Source organism: Novosphingobium resinovorum, assembly GCF_027922145.1.
Taxonomy (GTDB): Bacteria; Pseudomonadota; Alphaproteobacteria; order Sphingomonadales; family Sphingomonadaceae; genus Novosphingobium; species Novosphingobium resinovorum.
The window spans coordinates 115,042-134,061 of record NZ_BSFC01000021.1; the positions used below are offsets into that span (position 1 = coordinate 115,042).

General features: G+C 64.7%; 10 protein-coding genes. 8 read left to right on the forward strand and 2 right to left on the reverse strand.

Translation table 11 applies throughout. The features are described 5' to 3' along the window. Window positions 1-36: 36 nt before the first annotated feature. Complete coding sequence (locus PKE80_RS13035; protein WP_271182829.1) at window positions 37-5,082, reverse strand: Ig-like domain-containing protein; 5,046 nt, start codon at window positions 5,080-5,082, stop codon at window positions 37-39. Window positions 5,083-5,444: 362 nt separating this feature from the next. Between PKE80_RS13035 and PKE80_RS13040 the strand changes: the two genes are divergently transcribed. After that, window positions 5,445-6,839, forward strand: a complete 1,395-nt coding sequence (locus tag PKE80_RS13040; protein ID WP_271182830.1) for an ISNCY family transposase — start codon at window positions 5,445-5,447, stop codon at window positions 6,837-6,839. A 706-nt stretch (window positions 6,840-7,545) separates the two neighbouring features. Here PKE80_RS13040 and PKE80_RS13045 read toward each other — a convergent pair. After that, entirely contained in the window at window positions 7,546-8,415 is an 870-nt protein-coding gene (locus PKE80_RS13045; RefSeq protein ID WP_271182831.1) for a LysR family transcriptional regulator, read from the reverse strand. Window positions 8,416-8,528: 113 nt separating this feature from the next. Between PKE80_RS13045 and scpC the strand changes: the two genes are divergently transcribed. The 7 genes from scpC (at window position 8,529) to PKE80_RS13080 (ending at window position 18,814) form a co-directional block, all read left to right on the forward strand. Next, complete coding sequence (scpC, locus tag PKE80_RS13050) at window positions 8,529-10,043, forward strand: succinyl-CoA:acetate CoA-transferase ScpC (RefSeq protein ID WP_271182832.1); 1,515 nt, start codon at window positions 8,529-8,531, stop codon at window positions 10,041-10,043. 260 nt (window positions 10,044-10,303) lie between these two features. Continuing rightward, the gene (locus PKE80_RS13055) at window positions 10,304-10,936 is read left to right on the forward strand and encodes a DUF4198 domain-containing protein (protein WP_271182833.1); all 633 of its coding nucleotides are present in this window, start codon (window positions 10,304-10,306) and stop codon (window positions 10,934-10,936) included. 86 nt (window positions 10,937-11,022) lie between these two features. Continuing rightward, a complete protein-coding gene (locus tag PKE80_RS13060; protein ID WP_271182834.1) occupies window positions 11,023-11,646 on the forward strand; it encodes a TetR/AcrR family transcriptional regulator in 624 nt (207 codons plus the stop codon). 505 nt (window positions 11,647-12,151) lie between these two features. Then, window positions 12,152-12,544 (forward strand): hypothetical protein, encoded by a 393-nt coding sequence (locus PKE80_RS13065; RefSeq protein WP_271182835.1) that lies wholly within the window; start codon window positions 12,152-12,154, stop codon window positions 12,542-12,544. Beyond that, window positions 12,541-13,809 carry an efflux RND transporter periplasmic adaptor subunit gene (locus tag PKE80_RS13070; RefSeq protein ID WP_008832407.1) on the forward strand — a complete coding sequence of 423 codons (1,269 nt, stop codon included), beginning with the start codon at window positions 12,541-12,543 and terminating at the stop codon, window positions 13,807-13,809. The genes PKE80_RS13065 and PKE80_RS13070 overlap by 4 nt, the downstream gene beginning before the upstream one ends. A gap of 258 nt (window positions 13,810-14,067) precedes the next feature. Further along, window positions 14,068-17,250, forward strand: coding sequence for an efflux RND transporter permease subunit (locus PKE80_RS13075; protein ID WP_271182836.1), 3,183 nt, complete (start codon window positions 14,068-14,070; stop codon window positions 17,248-17,250). 166 nt (window positions 17,251-17,416) lie between these two features. Continuing rightward, window positions 17,417-18,814, forward strand: a complete 1,398-nt coding sequence (locus PKE80_RS13080) for an efflux transporter outer membrane subunit (protein ID WP_271182837.1) — start codon at window positions 17,417-17,419, stop codon at window positions 18,812-18,814. The last annotated feature ends 206 nt before the right edge of the window (window positions 18,815-19,020 follow it).

Sequence of the window (19,020 nt, forward strand, 5' to 3'; positions counted from 1 at the left end):
TGAACAGAGCATCTGCGCGACTTTCCCTCGCTGCCCTCACACGACGACCTGGACGGTATTGTCCTCGACCAGAATGGTATTCGTCCCGAAAGCGTAGACGTCGTATACGAGTCCATCGAGCGTCTGCGTCGATCCGGTGCCGACCGCGCCCGTGATATTCAACACATCATTGGATTCACCGGTGATTTGCAGGACATGCGTTGCATCGGTAATCGCGCTGACTTCCGACGCTGTGAGCGTCAGCACGCTGCCGCTGTCGCCTGAACCGAGATCGATGCGTTCGATACTGGCTAGGGTGCCCACGCCGGGCGCGCCATAGTCGAGATCGATGCCGTTGCCGAGCAGCACCGTATCGAATCCTGCACCACCGTTGATGGTCGAGAAGTTCGCGGCCAGAACCTCGACGGTGTCATTGCCCGGCCCGGCCAGCACGTGGTCGCCCGTGCCCACCTCGAAGATCAGATCATTGCCACCATTACCGTTGATGTGCTCCGCTCCGGTAGTGCCTGACATGACGTCATCGGCCAGCGAGCCGTTCACATCGATCTGCCCCAGGTTGAGCGACAGGCCATTGGGGCTTAGCGAGAGGCCGTATATCGCGCTCTCATGGCCCTGAGGATCGGTTGCAACCATCCCAAGCGATATCTGGGAGCCGAGATTGAGGATGTCGGTAATGTTCAGGCCCAACTGCGTCAGCACGGTCGGGCTGAGCAGATTGAGTGTGAAGTGACCGCTGTTATCAGCAGTAAGAGGCAGCAATTCGACGTTCAATGCAGGTGTTACGACCCGGATCACAACCGTCGAATTCGGTTCCGTTGTTCCACTGACACCGAATTGCGGGTTGAGCGGGTTGAGGCTCACCGCAAGGCCGAACCCTCCAATCGTCGGAGGCGCGTCGATGTTCGTCGCGACGTCTATCGTTGCAACGTTGCTGGCGTTGCCGGCAGTGTCTTCGCTGGAAACCGAGACCTGAGCGTCCAGCAATTGCGCCCAGTCGAGTCGAACGCCAAGGTCAGTCAGCAGGTTGAGCGAGGTCAGACCGCTATTGTCCGCTGCAACCACGGTTTCAGTCGTGACGCCGCCCACGTTCGCTGAGACCGTCAATTGTGTGTTGGGCTCGGCGGATATGGTGAGCGCGCTGGCTAGCAGGGACAGCAGCGGGGTCGCAGGAGGAGAGGTATCGATCACAAAATCGACGGGTGAAGATTCTTCTCCTCCGCCGATATTGGCCGACACGCTTGACGCACCGTCGGGCAACCCGCCTCCGGGCGCAATGGTGAGAACGACAACGCCGGCCAATATGTCGCCAACCGACAGAACGTGAGTTGTCTGTGCCTGATATCCGCCCTGACCGTTCAGCGTTGCCGTGACTTGTTGCCCCGCCTGCATCGTCGGCCTGAGTGCGACGTCGACCTGAACTCCGTCAGCAGCCTCATTGGCGTTGATGTAACCGTCGTCCGCTTCAATCACTGCTATCGTCAACGGTGCTATGTCCGGTGCAATCAGGACGGCCGGGCCGCTCTCATTGCCTGCAGCGTCGATAGCGATCGCGCTCACCGTCTCGTTGGCGATCAAGGGCGCGAACAAGGGCAGGCTGAACTCGCCATTGCCATCGATGGCGATCACGACCGGATTGGCGGTGTCGCCATCGATCACGATCCGCACCGTACTGTTCGGTTCCGCCGATATGAGCAGCAACTCGCCGCCCGAAACCAGCGTAAGAATAGGAGCCGCCGGAGGAATGGCATCGACCGTGATGCTGGTGCTCGGGCTTGAGTTGCCGGCCGCATCGATCGCCATGGCTTCCACCACGGTGGCATCGGGTAGAGAACCTGCCGGGGTGAGTATCCACAGCCCGTTTTCATCGACGATGGCTTCGCCAAGAGGGACGCCGAGGCCATCGGTGAGGATGATCGTTGCGCCAGCCTCTGCCGTGCCTGTTATGGTGCCGCCGCTGCTCGGATCGATTGTCGGTGCGCTCGGCGAGATGGCATCGACCGTGATGCTGGCGGGAAGGCTGACGTTGCCTGCGGCATCGACTGCGACGACGTCGACAAGGGCATCGTTCGGCAGGGCGAGGTCGGGTATGAAAACCCAGTTGCCCTCGTTGTCTGCCGTAGTCTCCCCGATCGGGTTGCCTAGCGGGTCGCGCAGGAAAAGCGTCACCCCCGGCTCGGCTGTGCCTTCCAGTAACAAACCCGTCGTGGGGTCGATGGTGGGGGGAGCCGGAGCTATGCCATCCACGGTCGTGCTGATAGGCCCACTCACGTTGCCTGAGGCATCGACGGACACAGCAATCACTACAGTGCCGTCTGGCAAGGGGAGCAGCGGTGTAAAGGCCCAGTTGCCCTGCGGATCCGTAGTGACCTCTCCAAGCGGCAAGCCGAAATCCGGAACGGTCGATGCGACCGTGACCAGCCCCCGCGCGCTTGCTTGTGGCGAGAAGGCGGCAAATGTGTTGCCGGTCCCGTCCATCAACACCACCGTCGAATTCGGCTCTGCCGTGCCGGTGACGATCGAGCCGTTGGTGGGGTCGATCGTAGGGTCAACTGGCGGTGAGGAGTCTACCGTCGTGCTCGTCTGTGGACTGACATTGCCCGCTGCATCCTGGGCCGTCGCGATGACAATGGTGCCGTCCGGCAGGGGAGTGCGGGGTGTGTAGCTCCAGTTTCCGTCGCCGTCCGCCGTGGTTTCACCGACGGCATTACCGTCACCATCGGTCAGAACAAGAAGAGAATCAGCCTCTGCAGAGCCAGTGAGTTCACTCCCGTTCGTAGCGTCGATGCTGGGCGCGGCGGGGGCCACGCCATCGACGGTCGTGGTGGAAGGTGCACTCGTATTACCGGCAACATCCTGCGCCGTGGCTTTGACAATCGTACCGTCGGGAAGGGTAGTGGTAGGCGTGAAGCTCCAGGCGCCATCAGTGTCGGCGGTGGCCAGCCCGATCGGATTGCCGTTATCATCGACAAGGGAAATAATACTTTCCGGTTCCGAGGTTCCAGTTATCACCCAGCCGTTGGTCTGTGCGATTTCAGGTGGTGCAGGGGGCTCGGCATCGACGACGATGGAATAGGGCGCGCTGACGTTTCCCGCCCCATCGCGCGCCACGGCATAGACGGTAGTTCCGTCAGGCAACGGAGACGTCGGCGTGAAAACCCATGTACCGTTGCCGGCCACGACCACCTGCCCGATCGCATTGCCGTCACCATCGGTGAGGATCACCGTGGCGCGCGGCTCGCCCGTGCCGGAGAGCACGTTGCCCCTGGACGGTGACATGTCGGGAGCCTCAGGTGCGACCGCATCGACGGATGCGCTGGCAGACGGACCGATGTTGCCCGCCGCATCACTGGCAACCGCGATGACGATGCTTCCGTCCACTAGTGGAGGCGATGCCGCGAAGGTCCAGGTGCCGTCCGCATCGACGAGGGCCTGACCGATCGGATTGCCGTCACCATCGGAAAGGGTCACGGTCGAATAGGGTTCCGCCGTGCCGGATACGGTTGTCGCGTTGGGCGCCGCAAAATTCGGGGCGGCAGGTGGCGCTGCATCTATTGTGATGTCGGACGGAAGGCTGGCGTTGCCTGCGGCATCGCTTGCAATGGCGGTGAGTGTCGTGCCATCGGCAATCGGGCTGGCGGGGGTGATCGACCAAGCTCCGCTGGCATCCGTCAACGCTTGGCCGATTGCGATACCATCGTCGGAAGTGACTAGGATCATGGCTCCGGGCTCGGCCGTACCGTTGATCTCCATGCCGTTGCTCGGCGCTATGATCGGCGCGTCGGGAGAGACGGCATCGACGGTGATACTCGCCGCCGGGCCGGCCTGTCCTTGCGAGTTGACCGCTGCGGCGTTGACCACAGTGCCGTCCGGCAAAGCGGTTTGAAGGGTGAAAAGCCAGGTTCCATCCGCCCCTATCGCTGCCTGGCCGATGGCATTCCCGGCACCGTCCGTCAAAGCAACGGCGATGCCACTTTGGGCTGCGCCGGTCAGAAAGCTGCCATTCGTGGGGGCAATAGTAGGGGCAGTGGCCGGCGGCGGGATCAGATCGGGTGCCTGCGTGATCGCCACCGCGCTTTGGTTGCCTGCCGCATCAGTAACAGTGACTGTTATAGATTGGCCATCATCCAAAGGACCGGCAAAAAGGATCGAGAATGTACCATCAGCCGCAATGACTGCCGTGTAATCCGTATTGCCGTCACCATCGACGTCAATGGAGACGGTCGCTCCGGGTTCGCCGGTGCCGGTGATGCCGGTGCCGTCCGCAGCGACACTCAGTTCGGTGGCGGCGTCTGGCGGCGTAAGGTCGGGAGCAAGCGTGCTGGCGGTCGGACTGAGGTTTCCAGCGGCGTCGCGGACGGTGACCGTGATGGCTTCAGCGTTTACGAGTGCTGGCGACAGGACAACGGTAAACGTGCCGTCAGCACCTACCGTCGTCGTATAGTTGGCCGTGCCGTTGCCATCGGTATCGACCAAGACCGTCGCGCCAGCCTCTGCGCGGCCGCTGAGACTGTTCCCAGCGGGGGAAACTACCAGATCTGTGGGAGCGCCCGGTGCAGTCGTATCGGGAGGCGTTTGCGGATTTCCGGCACCGCTGCCATTGCCGCCTCCACTGACTGTAGCTGCTACGAGCCCGCCCACGCCAATAGCCGCGAGGGGAATGATCACGCCTGCGCCCAGACCGCTTCCGGATGCTGCTCCGGCTGCAGCAGCCGCTTCCGCAGTTCCGGCCGAAGCCGGAGCGGGAAACCCGGCCATGGCATCCATCGGTACATAGGCCGGTGAGGCGAGGGCAGCGGTAGACCCTTGCGCCAAGTCGGCAACCACCAGATGGTCATCTTGGACCAGCATGAGTTGCGAGAGCTTGGAAGGATCGACGTAGAAATTCGTGATCCTCACGATTTCGCCCGTACGCAGGTGAACGAGCAGGTCCGCACCTTCCCGCGTATAGCCGGCAACGGCCTCCGGCCCGATGTTCAGCGCTACGTTGCTACCTGGGGCAACGGGAACCGAACCGTGAATGGTTTCCATGGGGGCGGAGTGAATGCCGGACAGGTCCGACGCAATCTTGACCTCTATGGGCATTGTGCACCTCCCGCGAAGAGCGGATCGGCTCTCCGTACATCGCATCGAATATAGATGCGCCGAGATTCGCCAATTGCGTTTCCCTCCGATTCCGACGGAATTGGCTGGGAACCGAATGCCTTTGAGACTTAGGGAAAAGTTGCGGGGCATCCTGTAGTCGATAACGGATGCAGTTTATGTAAGACGGCTAATTCCCCCTCTTACCTGAAGTATTCTATTTTACATAAGATACATTATCTGCTTAAAGCGCTGTAAGCCCCAGATAGAAATGACACCGGCCCGCTAGATAGAAATGACACTCCCTGGTGTGGTCTGCGGAATGTCGGTGGCATGGTTTTCCTGCTGGTCAGGAGAACGCAGCTATGACGGTGCTGGCGATGAGCCATGGTGAACTTTCGCGATTTGATACGTTGATGCGCGTGGAGCGCGGCGAGCTCCGAGTTGATGACGCGGCAACGGTACTCGGCCTGAAGCGCCGTCAGGTTTTCCGGTTGCTCGATCGGTTAAGATCCGAAGGCGCTGCCGGTCTCGTTTCCCGCAAGCGCGGCCGGCCAAGCAATCGGCGACACAGCGATGCGTTTCGTGAGCGTGTTCTTGGCATCGTTCGTGAGCATTATGCGGATTTCGGACCAACGCTGGCGCGCGAGTATCTGATCGAGCGCCATGGCATCAAAGTCTCTTGTGAGACGCTGCGACGGTTGATGATCGAGGCGGGTCTGTGGAAGGATCGCGAAGCGCGGCGCCCGCGTCCTTACCAGCCTCGCTATCGCCGGGACTGCCGGGGCGAGCTAATCCAGATCGACGGTTCGAAGCATTGGTGGTTCGAGGATCGCGGGCCGCAATGCACCCTGCTCGTTTATATCGATGATGCGACCAGCGAACTGATGCATCTCAAGATGGTCGAGAGCGAGAGTACTTTCTCCTACATGGATGCAACGCGGGAATACATCGAGACGCACGGCAAGCCAGTGGCCTTCTATTCAGACAAGCATTCTGTGTTTCGCAACAATACAGCCTCGGCCAAAGGCGATGGCATGACGCATTTCGGGCGTGCGCTGGAGGCACTCAACATCGAGATCATTTGCGCGCACTCGCCCCAGGCGAAGGGCCGCGTCGAGCGCGCCAATGCGACGCTGCAGGACCGACTGGTCAAGGCAATGAGGCTGGAAGGCATCTCGACCATCGTCGAAGCGAACGCGTTCCTGCCCGTTTACATGGCCGCGCATAATGCCAAGTTCGCCAAGGCAGCTTTCGACGAACGCGATGTTCATCGTCCGCTGGCATTGCACGAGAATCTACGCACCGAGATGGTCTGGCGCGAATGGCGTTCGGTGACGTCGTCGCTGACGCTGCATTACAACAAGGCGATGTTCATTCTTGAGCCGACCGAGATCAGCCGCCCGCTCGCCGGCAAGCGAGTGGAAGTTTGCGAGTTTCCTGACGGCGCGCTGGAGATCCGGCACGGGGATCACTCCCTGCCCTACCGCGTGTTCGACAAGATCCGTCAGGTCAATCAGGCCGCGATCGTCGATAACAAGCACCTGGACGCAGCGCTGGCTATGGCGAAGCTGCTGCAGGAGCAGTTGCCGGCGCGCAAACGCAACAACAACGAACCGTGCCGCAGTTCGCAAGGACCGCACCTTTTCCCGGCTCCCGCATCATCAGGAGCAGCAGAGCCGGAAAAGCGCCGCCGCGGGCGCCCTCCTCTCGCCCGGCGCAATCCCACCGTGGCTTACATGAAGGAACGGACGGGATAGGCGGGACAGCGCCGAAACCGGCCTTTCCGTTCACGCCCCCGTTGCAGTTGTTCAATTTCGGCGCAAAGTAGAGGCATGACGAGCAAGACAACCCGCCTCTCGCCTTGGCGACCGCAATATGGCTACCGACAAAGCGACGGTTGGCGGCAAAAGATTTTGTATGGAGATATCTGGGACTACCCTCGGAAAGGTGGTCCGATCCCGCCAGCGCTATGTTTGATCGTCAGCAATCGTCGCAGATGGCGCACAATGTTCTTCATCCGATCCATGGGCTTGCGCGTCGATAGCCGGACACGCGGCCATGTGACTTATATCGACGTGGAAGTTCCATCGACTCTGACAACCGACCGCGTGCGGCGGTTTGTGGACCACTGTTATCGAGCAGGCCTCGCTAACGCTCATCTTGGCATTCCCGGTGCCCGATTGGGGCGGTTCTCAATGGACCGGACACGTTCAAAGCGGATGGCTTAGTCCGCCTCCCACCCTTATCACCATACCCCCGAACAATCCTGAAGTGCGAAAGCGGCCATTGAGGGGGCCCACTGCAGAGCAGCGGGTCCGGGTGGCTCGACGCTGGACCTGCGCACCAGCAGGGTCAGCGCTGCGCAAGGTCGCAGGGCTACGCGCTGCCCCTGCTGCATCCAAGGGTGACATCTCTAACTGACGGGAATAGGTGTCTTTTTTAAATAGCAGGAACAAGCGCATATCACACCGGGAACCCCGCCTCCAGGAAGTCCATGACCACGCGCGCGCGCATCGGCATGCGCATGCCGCGAAAACCGGTGGCGAGCATGACCGGGATCGGGGGAATTTCCGCATCCGGCATGACCTGCATGACCAGACCACGTGCGAGGTCTTCCTCGACCTGGATGCGTGGCAACAGTCCGATGCCGAGGCCTCCCTTCATCGCGCGCAGCACGGCCTCGCTGGAATTGGCGCGCAGGAAACCCGAGACTTCAAGCTCGCGCCCGTCGATCGGCCATGGCGCCGCCCTTGCGGCATAGCCGTAAGTCAGGCACTGATGTTGTATCAGGTCATCGCCCGATGCCGGCATGCCGTGATGCGCAAGGTATTCGGGCGCGGCAACCAGCACGCGCGGCAACTGGCCAAGCAGCGTGCTTCCGGCGGCGCTTCTGCCATCCCCTACCCATAGCCACAGGTCCAGCCCGCCATGATCCGCCGCATCGCGCCAGTCGGCGATGAGCAGTTCGATCATCAGGTCAGGATGCTGCGCCGCAACGCTTCCGAGCCGTTGCGCGTAATGGAAGCCGAGCGCCGTGGTCACGCCGACGCGGACCAGTCCGCGCGCTGCTACGGCGCCTGCGAGGTCCGCTTCGGCCAGCCCCATCTGGTCGAGAATCGCCCCTGCATGCTCCAGCAGCCGCTCCCCATCCGCCGTCAGGGCCTGGCTGCGCGTGGTGCGCTGAAACAGGCGCACACCAAAGTGTTGTTCCAGATCGCCGATCGCTCGCGCAATCGTGGTATGGCTGAGGTTCTGGCGGCGACCCAGCGCCGAGAAACTGCCCTCTTCGTTCAGGCGCACGAATAGCCGCAAGGATCGGATCAGGTCACTCATCTGAACGTATATAGCACAAGTGGTGTGCATATTTGATATATTGTCTTCGCACACGCACGGATTGAATGGGGAGCGGCGGCCCCCAGAAGGTCACCGAGATTGAGAGGCATTCCATGACAGATCGTATCGCCCGCGCCGACCTGCGTTCCAAGGTCATGTCCGCAGCCGACGCCGCCGCGCTTATCCATCACGGCCAGACCGTGGGCATGAGCGGCTTCACCGGCTCCGGCTATCCCAAGGCGGTGCCGATGGCGCTGGCCGCGCGGATCGAGGGCGAGCACGCCGCCGGTCGCCCGATGCGGGTGAAGGTCTGGACCGGCGCCTCGACCGGCCCGGAACTCGACGGCGCGCTGGCCAAGGCCGATGGCATCGAACTGCGCCTGCCCTACAACTCCGACCCGATCGCGCGCGAACGGATCAACAAGGGCGAGATGGACTACCTCGACATGCACCTGTCGCAAGTGGCGCCGATGGCGTGGCAGGGGTTCCTTGGCCCCCTCGACGTCGCGGTGGTGGAAGTGACCGCGATCCGGTCCGACGGCTCGCTGGTTCCCTCGTCCTCGGTGGGCAACAACAAGACCTGGCTCGACCGTGCCGACAAGGTGATCCTCGAGGTCAATGCGTGGCAGAACCCTGCGCTGGAGGGGATGCACGACATCTATTACGGCACCGCGCTGCCCCCTGCCCGCGTGCCGATCCCTCTGGTGCGTCCGGACGACCGGATCGGCCAAGCGACGCTGCAGTGCGATCCGGCCAAGATCGTCGCCATCGTCGAGACCGACGCGCCCGACCGCAACCTGCCGTTCACCGCGCCCGATGCCAGCGCCCTGAAGATCGCCGACCACATCATCGAGTTCCTCAGCCATGAGGTGGCGAAGGGCCGCCTGCCCGCATCGCTGCTGCCGCTGCAGTCGGGTGTCGGCAACATCGCCAACGCCGTGCTGACCGGCCTCGTCAATGGCCCGTTCGACGACCTGACCGCCTATACCGAGGTGATCCAGGACGGCATGCTCGACCTGATCGATGCAGGGAAACTGCGCATGGCCTCGGCCACCGCGTTCTCGCTCTCCCCGGAGGCGGCGGAGCGGATCAATGCCGAGATGGCGCGCTATGCCAGCCGGATGATCCTGCGCCCGCAGGAAATCTCCAACCACCCCGAACTGATCCGGCGCCTCGGCTGCATCGCCATGAACGGGCTGATCGAGGCGGACATTTACGGCAACGTCAACTCGACCTGCGTGATGGGCAGCCGCATCCAGAACGGCATCGGCGGCTCGGGCGACTTCGCGCGCAATGCCTATGTCTCGATCTTTATGACACCCTCGACCGCAAAGGGCGGCGCGATCTCCGCCATCGTGCCGCAGGCGGCGCATGTCGATCACATCATGCAGGACGTGGCGGTGCTGGTGACCGAGCAGGGCCTTGCCGACATGCGCGGCCTGACCCCGCGCAAGCGCGCCGCGCTGGTGATCGAGAACTGCGCGCACCCGATGTACCGCGACGCGCTGCGCGACTACTACGACCGCGCATACCACGGCAGCTACGGCCGCCACGCGCCTTCATTGCCGAACGAAGCACTGTCGTGGCACCAGCGCTACATCGATACCGGGACGATGCTGCCAGGCTGATCGCGCAGGCATCACGATCGGAAGGAGCCATCGTCAGTGACGGTGGCCCCTTTCCATGCATGTCGCAGCCGAGCCCGGCATGCGCCATGTATTGCGTATAATTCTCATTATCGTTATCACGGCAAGCGAGAGGGAGGATGCCGTGCCACTCGCAGCGGCACGCGGAAGGCTGGAATTCCGAGCTTGCTGCGTACAGATGCGCGATCACCGACACCGCCTTTGCAACAGGGGCCGCATGGCGGCACGTAACGGAGATCGAAATGACCATCACGAAACTTGCCCCGCTGCTGTTGGCCTTCGCTGCCCCGGCCGTTCAGGCGCACGAAGTGTGGATCGAGCGCGACGGCACCGGCCCGGCCCGCATTTACCTCGGCGAACCAGCCGAAGTACTGCCCGAGAACGGGGATCCCGAATTCCATCACCTCAAGGCGCCCAAGCTGCTGCCGACGAGCACTGCCGCCCTGACCCGCAAGGCGGGCTACCTTGAAGTCGCCGTCCCCGCAGGCGACGTGCGCGCTCACGACGACACCGTGTTCGAGCCTTGGGGCGATGAGGGCAAGAAGGAAGGCGTCGCCTATTACGCCCGCGCCGGCCGCTCAGAGGCACGCGCGGTGATGCCGCTGGAAATCGCCCCGGTCTCGGCGGGCGGCGACCGCTTCCATCTCGTCCGCGACGGCAAGCCGGTGGCCGATGCAGAAGTCACCGTGATCTCGCCGGATAAGTGGACGAAGTCGGTCAAGACCGATGCGCAGGGTAGCTTCGCCCTGCCCACCCGCGACAAGGGCCGCTACCTGCTGACGGCCTCGCAGAAGGACGAAGCCGGCGGGGATACCACGCTCGGCAAGGTCGCCGTGCTGCACCGTATCGCTACCACCAGCTTTACCATCGACTGAACCGGACGGCGTGGGGCCGCAGGCAACTCAATGACACACTTGTCACACTGGACTCTGCTTGCGGCCGCACCTATATACCGCCCGGTATGAAATGTTCCGCTCCCTCTGCGGGCTCCGTGACAACGCGGGGCCGCCCTCGCGAATTCGACCCTGACGAGGCCCTTGCGGCCGCGCTCCGGGTGTTCTGGACTCGCGGTTACGAGGGTGCGTCGATGGCGGAACTGACCGAGGCGATGGGCATCACCAAGCCCAGCCTTTATGCCTGTTTCGGCAACAAGGAAGCGCTCTTCAAGAAGACGCTTGACCTCTACGAGCGCGACAAGCTGGCCTACATGGGCAAGGCGCTGGAAGCGCCCACCGCGCGCGGCGTGGCCGAACGGCTGCTGACCGGCGCGCTGGCGACTCACTGCGGCGAGAAAGATCCGCACGGCTGCCTCGGCGTGATCAGCACCGTGGCCTGCACGCCCGAGGCGGACTCGATCCGCGCCGACGTCATCAAGCGCCGCGCCTCTTCGGAAGCCGCCGTCATCAAGCGCTTCGAGCAAGCGCGCGACGAAGGCGACCTGCCTGACAGCGTCTGCCCTACCAAGCTCGCGGGTTGCCTCACCACCGTGCTGCAGGGCCTTTCGGTCAAGGCACAAGGCGGCGCGGGATCGGAAGAACTGCAGGGTACTGCGGATACGTTCCTGGCGATGTGGCCGGGGCGCTAACGGCGATCTCCGTCACTCCGGTTTTCCGCTGGAAATCCGTGTTCGACAGCTTGGGCGATTTGTCCAATGGGCAGATCGTCCATTATTTCGCACTTGCGGAAAAAATTTCGTTCAACGCGGGTTCAGCCTCTTGAAACGCTCTCCAGAGTCCTAATCTACCGGGCGGTACAGAAAGCCGCTTGACGTGACCCGGACCTGAATATATACCGCTTGGTATAGAAACGAACCGCCCGAATCGCCTCCCCCCGGCCTCGGGTATTCCCATCACCGACCGGTCCTGACCGGCCGCCTGACAGTTGCACTCCCACCCGGGAAGCGGCTCGATGACACACATCCGGCTCATGCCGACGACTGGACATTCGCGTGTCCGGCCTCGGGAGAGCCTTACCCGCATCCTTCCGGCTGCCCCAAGCCGGAAGCCGCCCCGGCGCGCACCCTTCCCCCCTGTCCCGGGGTGCGCGCCGGGGCACACCCGAACTCGCCCTACTTACGCAGGAGCACGGATATGGCCTTCATCGACTTTTCCGATGCAGCGCTGCAGGCGCTGCCCATTTCGCTGGCCCCATCGGCCAACACCGCCAGCGAGCCGCTGACCCTTACCGAGCGGCGCATCCTCGCTCTTGCGCGGACCGACGGGATGCAGTCGCTGAAACCGGCGCGCAAGCGCGGCTGGTTCCTGCGGTTCGTCCTCGGCCCTACGCCGCCCTCGCCCACGCTGGCGAACGAACGCCTCGAAGCGCTGCGCCGTCTGGCCGTGCGCGCCTGGCACCATGGTTACACCCTGCCGGTCTCGGCGCTGAAGGAAGCCCGCGCAGCAGGCTGGTCCGAGGCCAAGATCGGCGCCGTCATCGACACCATCGGGCGCACCCGCGCCCCCTTCCGGAGCATCGCCGCGTGACAGTCGCGACCAAACTCGAAATCCCCTCCGAATACGCTTCCGGCGAACAGACCACCGAGCAGCGCACCGGATCACGACGTGCCCAGATCGCCATCGGCGCGCTGGCGCTCGTCGCGGTCGCCGGGCTTGGCTGGAAGTTCATCGGCGGCACCGAACCCGCCGCTGCCCTACCCCCGCCCGCACTGGTGCAGGTGGCCCATCCGCTGGTGAAGGACGTCACCGAGTGGGACGACTATGTCGGCCGCTTCGCCCCCAGCAAGACGGTCGAAGTGCGTCCGCGCGTCTCGGGCGCCATTACCCAGGTGCTGTTCAGGGACGGTGACTACGTGCAGGCCGGACAGGCGCTGTTCGTGGTCGATCCGCGCCCTTACGCCGCCTCGCTCGCCGAAGCGCGGGCGGATGCGGCTTCGGCCAGCGCCACCCTCGCGCTCGCCCGTTCGGACTATGCTCGCGTCGCCGGTCTGACCGGGGACGAGGCGATGGCCGCCAGCGAAGTCGACAACCTGCGCTCGCGCGTCCGTGCCGCCGAGGCTGCTCTTGCGGCGGCTCAGGCGCGGGTGCGTTCGCGCAGCCTCGATGTGGAATTCGCCACCGTGCGCGCGCCGATCTCGGGCCGCGTGTCGGATCGCCGGGTGGACGCGGGCAACCTCGTCTCGGGCGATGCCGGGGCGAACGCCACGCTGCTGACCACGATCAACGCCGTCAGCCCGATCTACTTCACCTTCGACGCCTCTGAATCGCTGTTCCTCAAGGCGCAGCGCGACAAGGCCAAGGGCGCCACTTCCGACGTGGAGGTGCGTCTTCAGGACGAAGCCGCCTATCGCTGGAAGGGCAAGCTGGACTTCACCGACAACGGGTTGAACCCCAGCTCCGGCACCATCCGCATCCGCGCCAGCCTCGACAACAAGGACGGTTTCCTGACGCCTGGCATGTTCGGCAACATGCGCCTCGCCAATGGCGGAACCGTCAAGGCGACGCTGGTTCCCGACGCCGCCGTGCGTTCGGACCAGACCCGCAAGGTGGTGATGGTCGTCGGCAAGGACGGCACCGTCGCCGCCAAGCCGGTCGAGGTCGGGCCGCTGGTGGACGACCTGCGCGTGATCCGTTCCGGGCTGGATGCGGGCGATTCGGTGATCGTCTCGAACTACCAAGCGGCGATCCCGGGCACCAAGGTGACTACCAAGGTGGGCCGGATCGAGCGCGGCAAGGTCGAAAGCGCTCCGGCGCCGGCCGAGCCGGCGGCGGCGCAGGCGACGTTCAACTGATGACTGCACAGTAACAGACCCGTCATTCCCGCGAAGGCGGGAACCCATCTCCTGCCGGTGCCTGTCGAACGGGCATCAGATGGGTCCCCGCCTTCGCGGGGATGACGGGAGTTTTTGCGCGGAACCCATGCGTCCCCAGCAAAGGGCGCCGGGGCTCCGCTTACCCGACTTTCGCGCCAACCGGCGCGCCCGGCTTCCCAAGTTGCAGGCACACCGCCCGCAGCCCGGACTGACGCGCGCCCATCAGGGGCACTCCCAATGCGACTTTCCCGCTTCTTCATCGACCGTCCGATCTTCGCGGGCGTCGTCGCGGTGATCATCACCATCGTCGGCGCCATCGCGTTCATCGGCCTGCCGGTGAGCCAGTACCCGGACATCGTTCCGCCCACCGTCACGGTCAACGCGCAGTATCCCGGCGCCTCGGCCGAGACCGTCGCCGACACCGTCGCCGCTCCGATCGAGCAGGAGATCAACGGCGTCGACAACATGCTCTACATGGACTCGCAGTCGACCGGCGACGGCAAGGTGACGATCACCGTCACCTTCAAGATCGGCACCGACCTCGACGCCGCGCAGGTGCTGGTGCAGAACCGCGTCGCCATCGCCGAACCGCGCCTTCCCGACGCAGTGCGCTCGATGGGCGTGGTCACCAAGAAGGCCAGCCCGGACTTCCTGATGGTGGTCAACCTGCAGTCGCCCGACGGCACGTACGACCGCGACTACATCTCCAATTATGCGCTGACCCAAGTGAAGGACCGCCTCGCCCGTCTCGACGGCGTGGGCGACGTCCAGACTTTCGGCGCGCGCGACTACGGCATGCGCATCTGGATCGATCCGGGCCGCGCCGCGCAGCTCAACCTGACCGCCGGCGAGATCGTCGCCGCCCTGCGCGCGCAGAACGTGCAGATTTCGGCGGGTGCCATCGGTGCGCCCCCGTTCGACAAGGGCAACGCCTACCAGATCGGCGTCGAGGCGCAGGGCCGCCTGACCGAGCCGCAGCAGTTCGCCGACATCATCGTGCGCACCGATGCGGACGGCCATCAGGTCCGCGTGCGCGATGTCGCCCGCGTGGAACTGGGCGCGCAGGACTACACCACCAACACCTACCTTTCGGGCAACCCTACCGTCGTCATGGCGGTGATGCAGCGCCCCGGCTCCAACGCGCTCGAAACCGCCAAGCTGGTGCGTTCCGAGATGGACGCCATGCAGGCCAAGTTCCCCAAGGGGCTTGAATACTCGGTCATCTACAACCCCACCGAGTTCATCGGCCAGTCGATCGACGCGGTGTACCACACGCTGTTCGAGGCGGTGATCCTCGTCGTCCTCGTGATCCTGGTGTTCCTGCAGAACTGGCGCGCGGCGATCATCCCGATCCTCGCGATCCCGGTCTCGCTGGTCGGCACCGCGATCATGCTGATGGCGGTGGGCTATTCGCTCAACAACCTCTCGCTGTTCGGCCTCGTGCTCGCCATCGGCATCGTCGTCGACGACGCGATCGTCGTGGTCGAGAACGTGGAGCGCTACATCGAGGAGGGCCTGACCCCGCTCGAAGCCGCCCGCCGCTCGATGGACGAAGTGTCCGGCGCGCTGGTGGCGATCGTGCTGGTCCTCTGCGCGGTGTTCGTGCCGACGCTGTTCATCACCGGCATCTCGGGCCAGTTCTACAAGCAGTTCGCAGTGACGATCTCGACCGCCACGGTGATCTCGCTGGTGCTGTCGCTGACGCTCTCGCCCGCGATGGCCGCGCTGCTGCTCAAGCACAAGGAGCGGGTCGGACCCGAAGCTCCCCGCTGGCGCCGCGTGCTCCAGTCGGGCGCGGACAAGTTCAACCACGGCTTCGACCGCATGAGCGCCAGCTACGCGCGCCTCACCCTGCGTCTGGTCAAGGCCCCCACGCGCATGATGGCGACCTATGCCGCCCTCATCGCCGGAACCGTGGGCCTGTTCTGGGCGACGCCGACCGGCTTCATCCCGCAGCAGGACCAGGGCTACTTCCTTGCCGCCGCGTTCCTGCCCTCGGGCTCCTCGCTGGAGCGCACGGATGAAGTGACCAAGGACATCGCCAAGCGTCTCCTGCCAATCAAGGGCATTCGCGGCGCGGTGATGTTCGCCGGCTTCCACGGCCCCTCGCGCACCGCATCGCCGGATTCGGCCGCGATCTACTTCCCGTTCAAGAGCTTCGAGGAGCGCAAGGAACTGGGCGTGACCGGCGCAGAGATCATGGCGCAGGCACAGGAGGCCCTGAAGGGCTACGACAAGGCCATGGTCCTCGTCATTCCGCCGCCGACCATCAACGGCATCGTCCCCCCGGGCGGCTACCGCATGATCGTGGAGGACAACGAAGGTCGCGGCTACACCGAACTCGCCAAGGCGGCGGGCGGCGTGATCGGCAAGGCCAACCAGCAGAAGGATCTGGCGCAGGTCTACACCCTGTTCAACCAGGACACCCCGCGCGTGTTCACCGACATCGACCGCCGCAAGGCCGACATGCTCGGCATCCCGCCCGAGCGCGTGTTCGAGACGCTGCAGGTCTACCTCGGCTCGGCTTACGTGAACGACTTCAACCTGCTCGGCCGCACCTTCCGCGTCACCGCGCAGGCGGATCAGGGCAGCCGCGGCTCGATCGCCGACCTTGCCAACCTGAAGACCCGCTCGAACTCCGGCGCGATGGTGCCGATCGGTTCGGTCGCCACCTTCCAGGACAAGACCGGCCCCTACCGCGTGGTGCGCTACAACCTGCACCCCGCCGTGGAAGTCGACGGCAGCGTGGCGCCTGGCTTCTCGACCGGACAGGCCCTCTCCACCATGGAGAAGGTCGCGAACGAGACGCTCCCCTCGGGCTACAGCTTCGAATGGACCGGCATCGCCTACCAGCAGGTGACGGCGGGCAACACGGCGGCGATCGTCTTCGGCATGGCCGTGGTCTTCGTCTTCCTCGTGCTGGCCGCGCAGTATGAAAGCCTGACCTTGCCGCTGGCGATCGTGCTGATCGTGCCGATGTGCCTCTTCGCGGCCATGGCGGGCGTGAACCTGCGGGGCATGGACAACAACATCCTCACCCAGATCGGCCTCGTCGTGCTGATCGCGCTGGCGGCCAAGAACGCGATCCTCGTGGTCGAATTCGCCAAGCAGGCCGAGGAGGAACAGGGCATGGGCATCGTCGAGGCGGCCGTCTACGCCGCGCAGACCCGCCTGCGTCCGATCCTGATGACCAGCTTCGCGTTCATCCTGGGCGCAGTCCCGCTGGTGATCGCGCAAGGCGCCGGCGCGGAACTGCGGCAGGCGCTGGGCACGGCGGTGTTCTTCGGCATGACCGGCGTCACCGGCTTCGGGCTGCTGTTCACGCCCACGTTCTACGTGGTGTGCCGGGGTCTGGCGGAAAAGCTGCGCCGCCGTCCGCGCGGGGCTCACGCGGACCTCCACGCGGTTCCGGCTGAGTAACGCAAGGGCGGCGCCGAGGCCCTTCGACAAGCTCAGGGCGAGCGGGGTTGGGATTTATCCCGCCCCCTCGCCCAAGGCTTCGCGAAATCCCCCAACCTCCGCTCATGCTGAGCTTGTCGAAGCACGGCCGCCCACCTCACGATTTCATCGACACAGGACATATCCGATGATGAAGCAGACTTTAGCGGCCCTCCTCGCCGCCACCGCCCTTTCCGCCTGCGCCGTCGGGCCGGACCATGTGGCCCCGACCCCGCCCGCTTCGGCCGAGGCCCCGTTCGTCGGCGTGCAAAGCGCGGACGTCACCACGGCGGCCCCCGACGACACCTGGTGGAAGCTCTACAACGACCCGGCGCTGAACGCCCTCGTCACCGACGCGCTGGCCGCCAACACCGACATCCGTGTCGCCGTGGCGCGCATCGAGAAGGCCCGCGCCACCTTGCGCGGATCGCGCGCCGACCGCCTGCCCTCCACCGACCTCAGCGCCACCGGCACGTACGGCCGCGTGTCGGAAAGCCAGGTGCTGCCCGGCTTCGACCGCGAGGGCCGCCGGGTCGATGGCGGGCTCTCGGTGAACTACGAGGTGGACCTGTTCGGCCGCGTCAAGCGCGGTATCGAAGCCTCGCGCGCGGACCTCGCCGCCGCGCAGGAGGACGCCGACGCGGTGCGTGTCACGGTGGTCGCCGACACCGTGCGCGCCTATGTCGACGCCACCAGCGCCAACGAACAGATCGACGTCGCCCAGCGCACCGTCGACCTGCTCGCCCGCTCGGAGCGTATCACCAATGCCCGCTTCGAACGCGGCCTCAACCAGAAGCTGGACGTCATCCGCGTCACCCAACTGCGCGAGGCGCAGGCTGCCGCCATCCCGACGCTTCAGGCCCGCCGCGACGCCGCCCTGTTCCGCATCGCCGTCCTGACCGGCCGCACCCCGCAAGACTTGCCCGACAGCGTGATCGCCCGCGACACCACCCCCAACGTCGCCACCCCCATCCCGGTCGGCGACGGCGCCACGCTGCTCGCCCGCCGCCCCGACGTGAAGGCCGCCGAGCGCCGCCTCGCCGCCGACACCGCGCGCATCGGCGTGGCGACGGCGGACCTCTACCCGCGCATCACGCTGGGCGGCTCGATCGGCACCACGGCGGTCGGCGCGACCGACGTGTTCGGCGGCGGCCCGCTGCGCTGGCTGCTCGGCCCGCTGATCTCGTGGGCCTTCCCCAACCAGGAAGCGATCCGCGCCCGCATCAACGAAAGCAAGGCCGACGCCAAGGCCGACCTCGCCACCTTCGACGGCACCGTGCTGACCGCGCTGGGCGAAACCGAGACGGCCCTGTCCGCCTACCGCAACGCCCTGCTCCGGCAGGAACGCCTCGCCGCCTCACGCGACGCGGCGAACCGCGCGGCCAACGTCAGCCTCGCCCGCCAGAGCCGGGGCCAGATCGATGCGCTCAACGTCCTCGACGCCCAGCGCACGCTGGCGAGCGCCGAAGCGGATTCCGCAGCCGCGAAACGCGAGGTCGCCTTCGCGCAAGTCGATCTGTTCCGCGCGCTGGGAGGGCGGTGGTAGAACCCCACTTCCATCATTGCGAGCATAGCGAAGCAATCCAGGGCGACACAGAACTGCCTGGATTGCTTCGCTATGCTCGCAATGACGAGAGGAGGACTATTTAGTATACAAAGCACTTTCTCCAAGACCTCCGTTGGCATATCATCGTGAGGGTTGCCGTGCGCATCGAAGCCGTCGTTCGCGGAGGTTAAGGTAACGCTGTGGCC

Bases quoted from the DNA above. Each gene is read 5' to 3' on its own strand.
- PKE80_RS13035 (WP_271182829.1), bottom strand. From the start codon at position 5,082: ATGCCCATAGAGGTCAAGATTGCGTCGGACCTGTCCGGCATTCACTCC.
- PKE80_RS13040 (WP_271182830.1), top strand. From the start codon at position 5,445: ATGACGGTGCTGGCGATGAGCCATGGTGAACTTTCGCGATTTGATACG.
- PKE80_RS13045 (WP_271182831.1), bottom strand. From the start codon at position 8,415: ATGAGTGACCTGATCCGATCCTTGCGGCTATTCGTGCGCCTGAACGAA.
- scpC (WP_271182832.1), top strand. From the start codon at position 8,529: ATGACAGATCGTATCGCCCGCGCCGACCTGCGTTCCAAGGTCATGTCC.
- PKE80_RS13055 (WP_271182833.1), top strand. From the start codon at position 10,304: ATGACCATCACGAAACTTGCCCCGCTGCTGTTGGCCTTCGCTGCCCCG.
- PKE80_RS13060 (WP_271182834.1), top strand. From the start codon at position 11,023: ATGAAATGTTCCGCTCCCTCTGCGGGCTCCGTGACAACGCGGGGCCGC.
- PKE80_RS13065 (WP_271182835.1), top strand. From the start codon at position 12,152: ATGGCCTTCATCGACTTTTCCGATGCAGCGCTGCAGGCGCTGCCCATT.
- PKE80_RS13075 (WP_271182836.1), top strand. From the start codon at position 14,068: ATGCGACTTTCCCGCTTCTTCATCGACCGTCCGATCTTCGCGGGCGTC.
- PKE80_RS13080 (WP_271182837.1), top strand. From the start codon at position 17,417: ATGATGAAGCAGACTTTAGCGGCCCTCCTCGCCGCCACCGCCCTTTCC.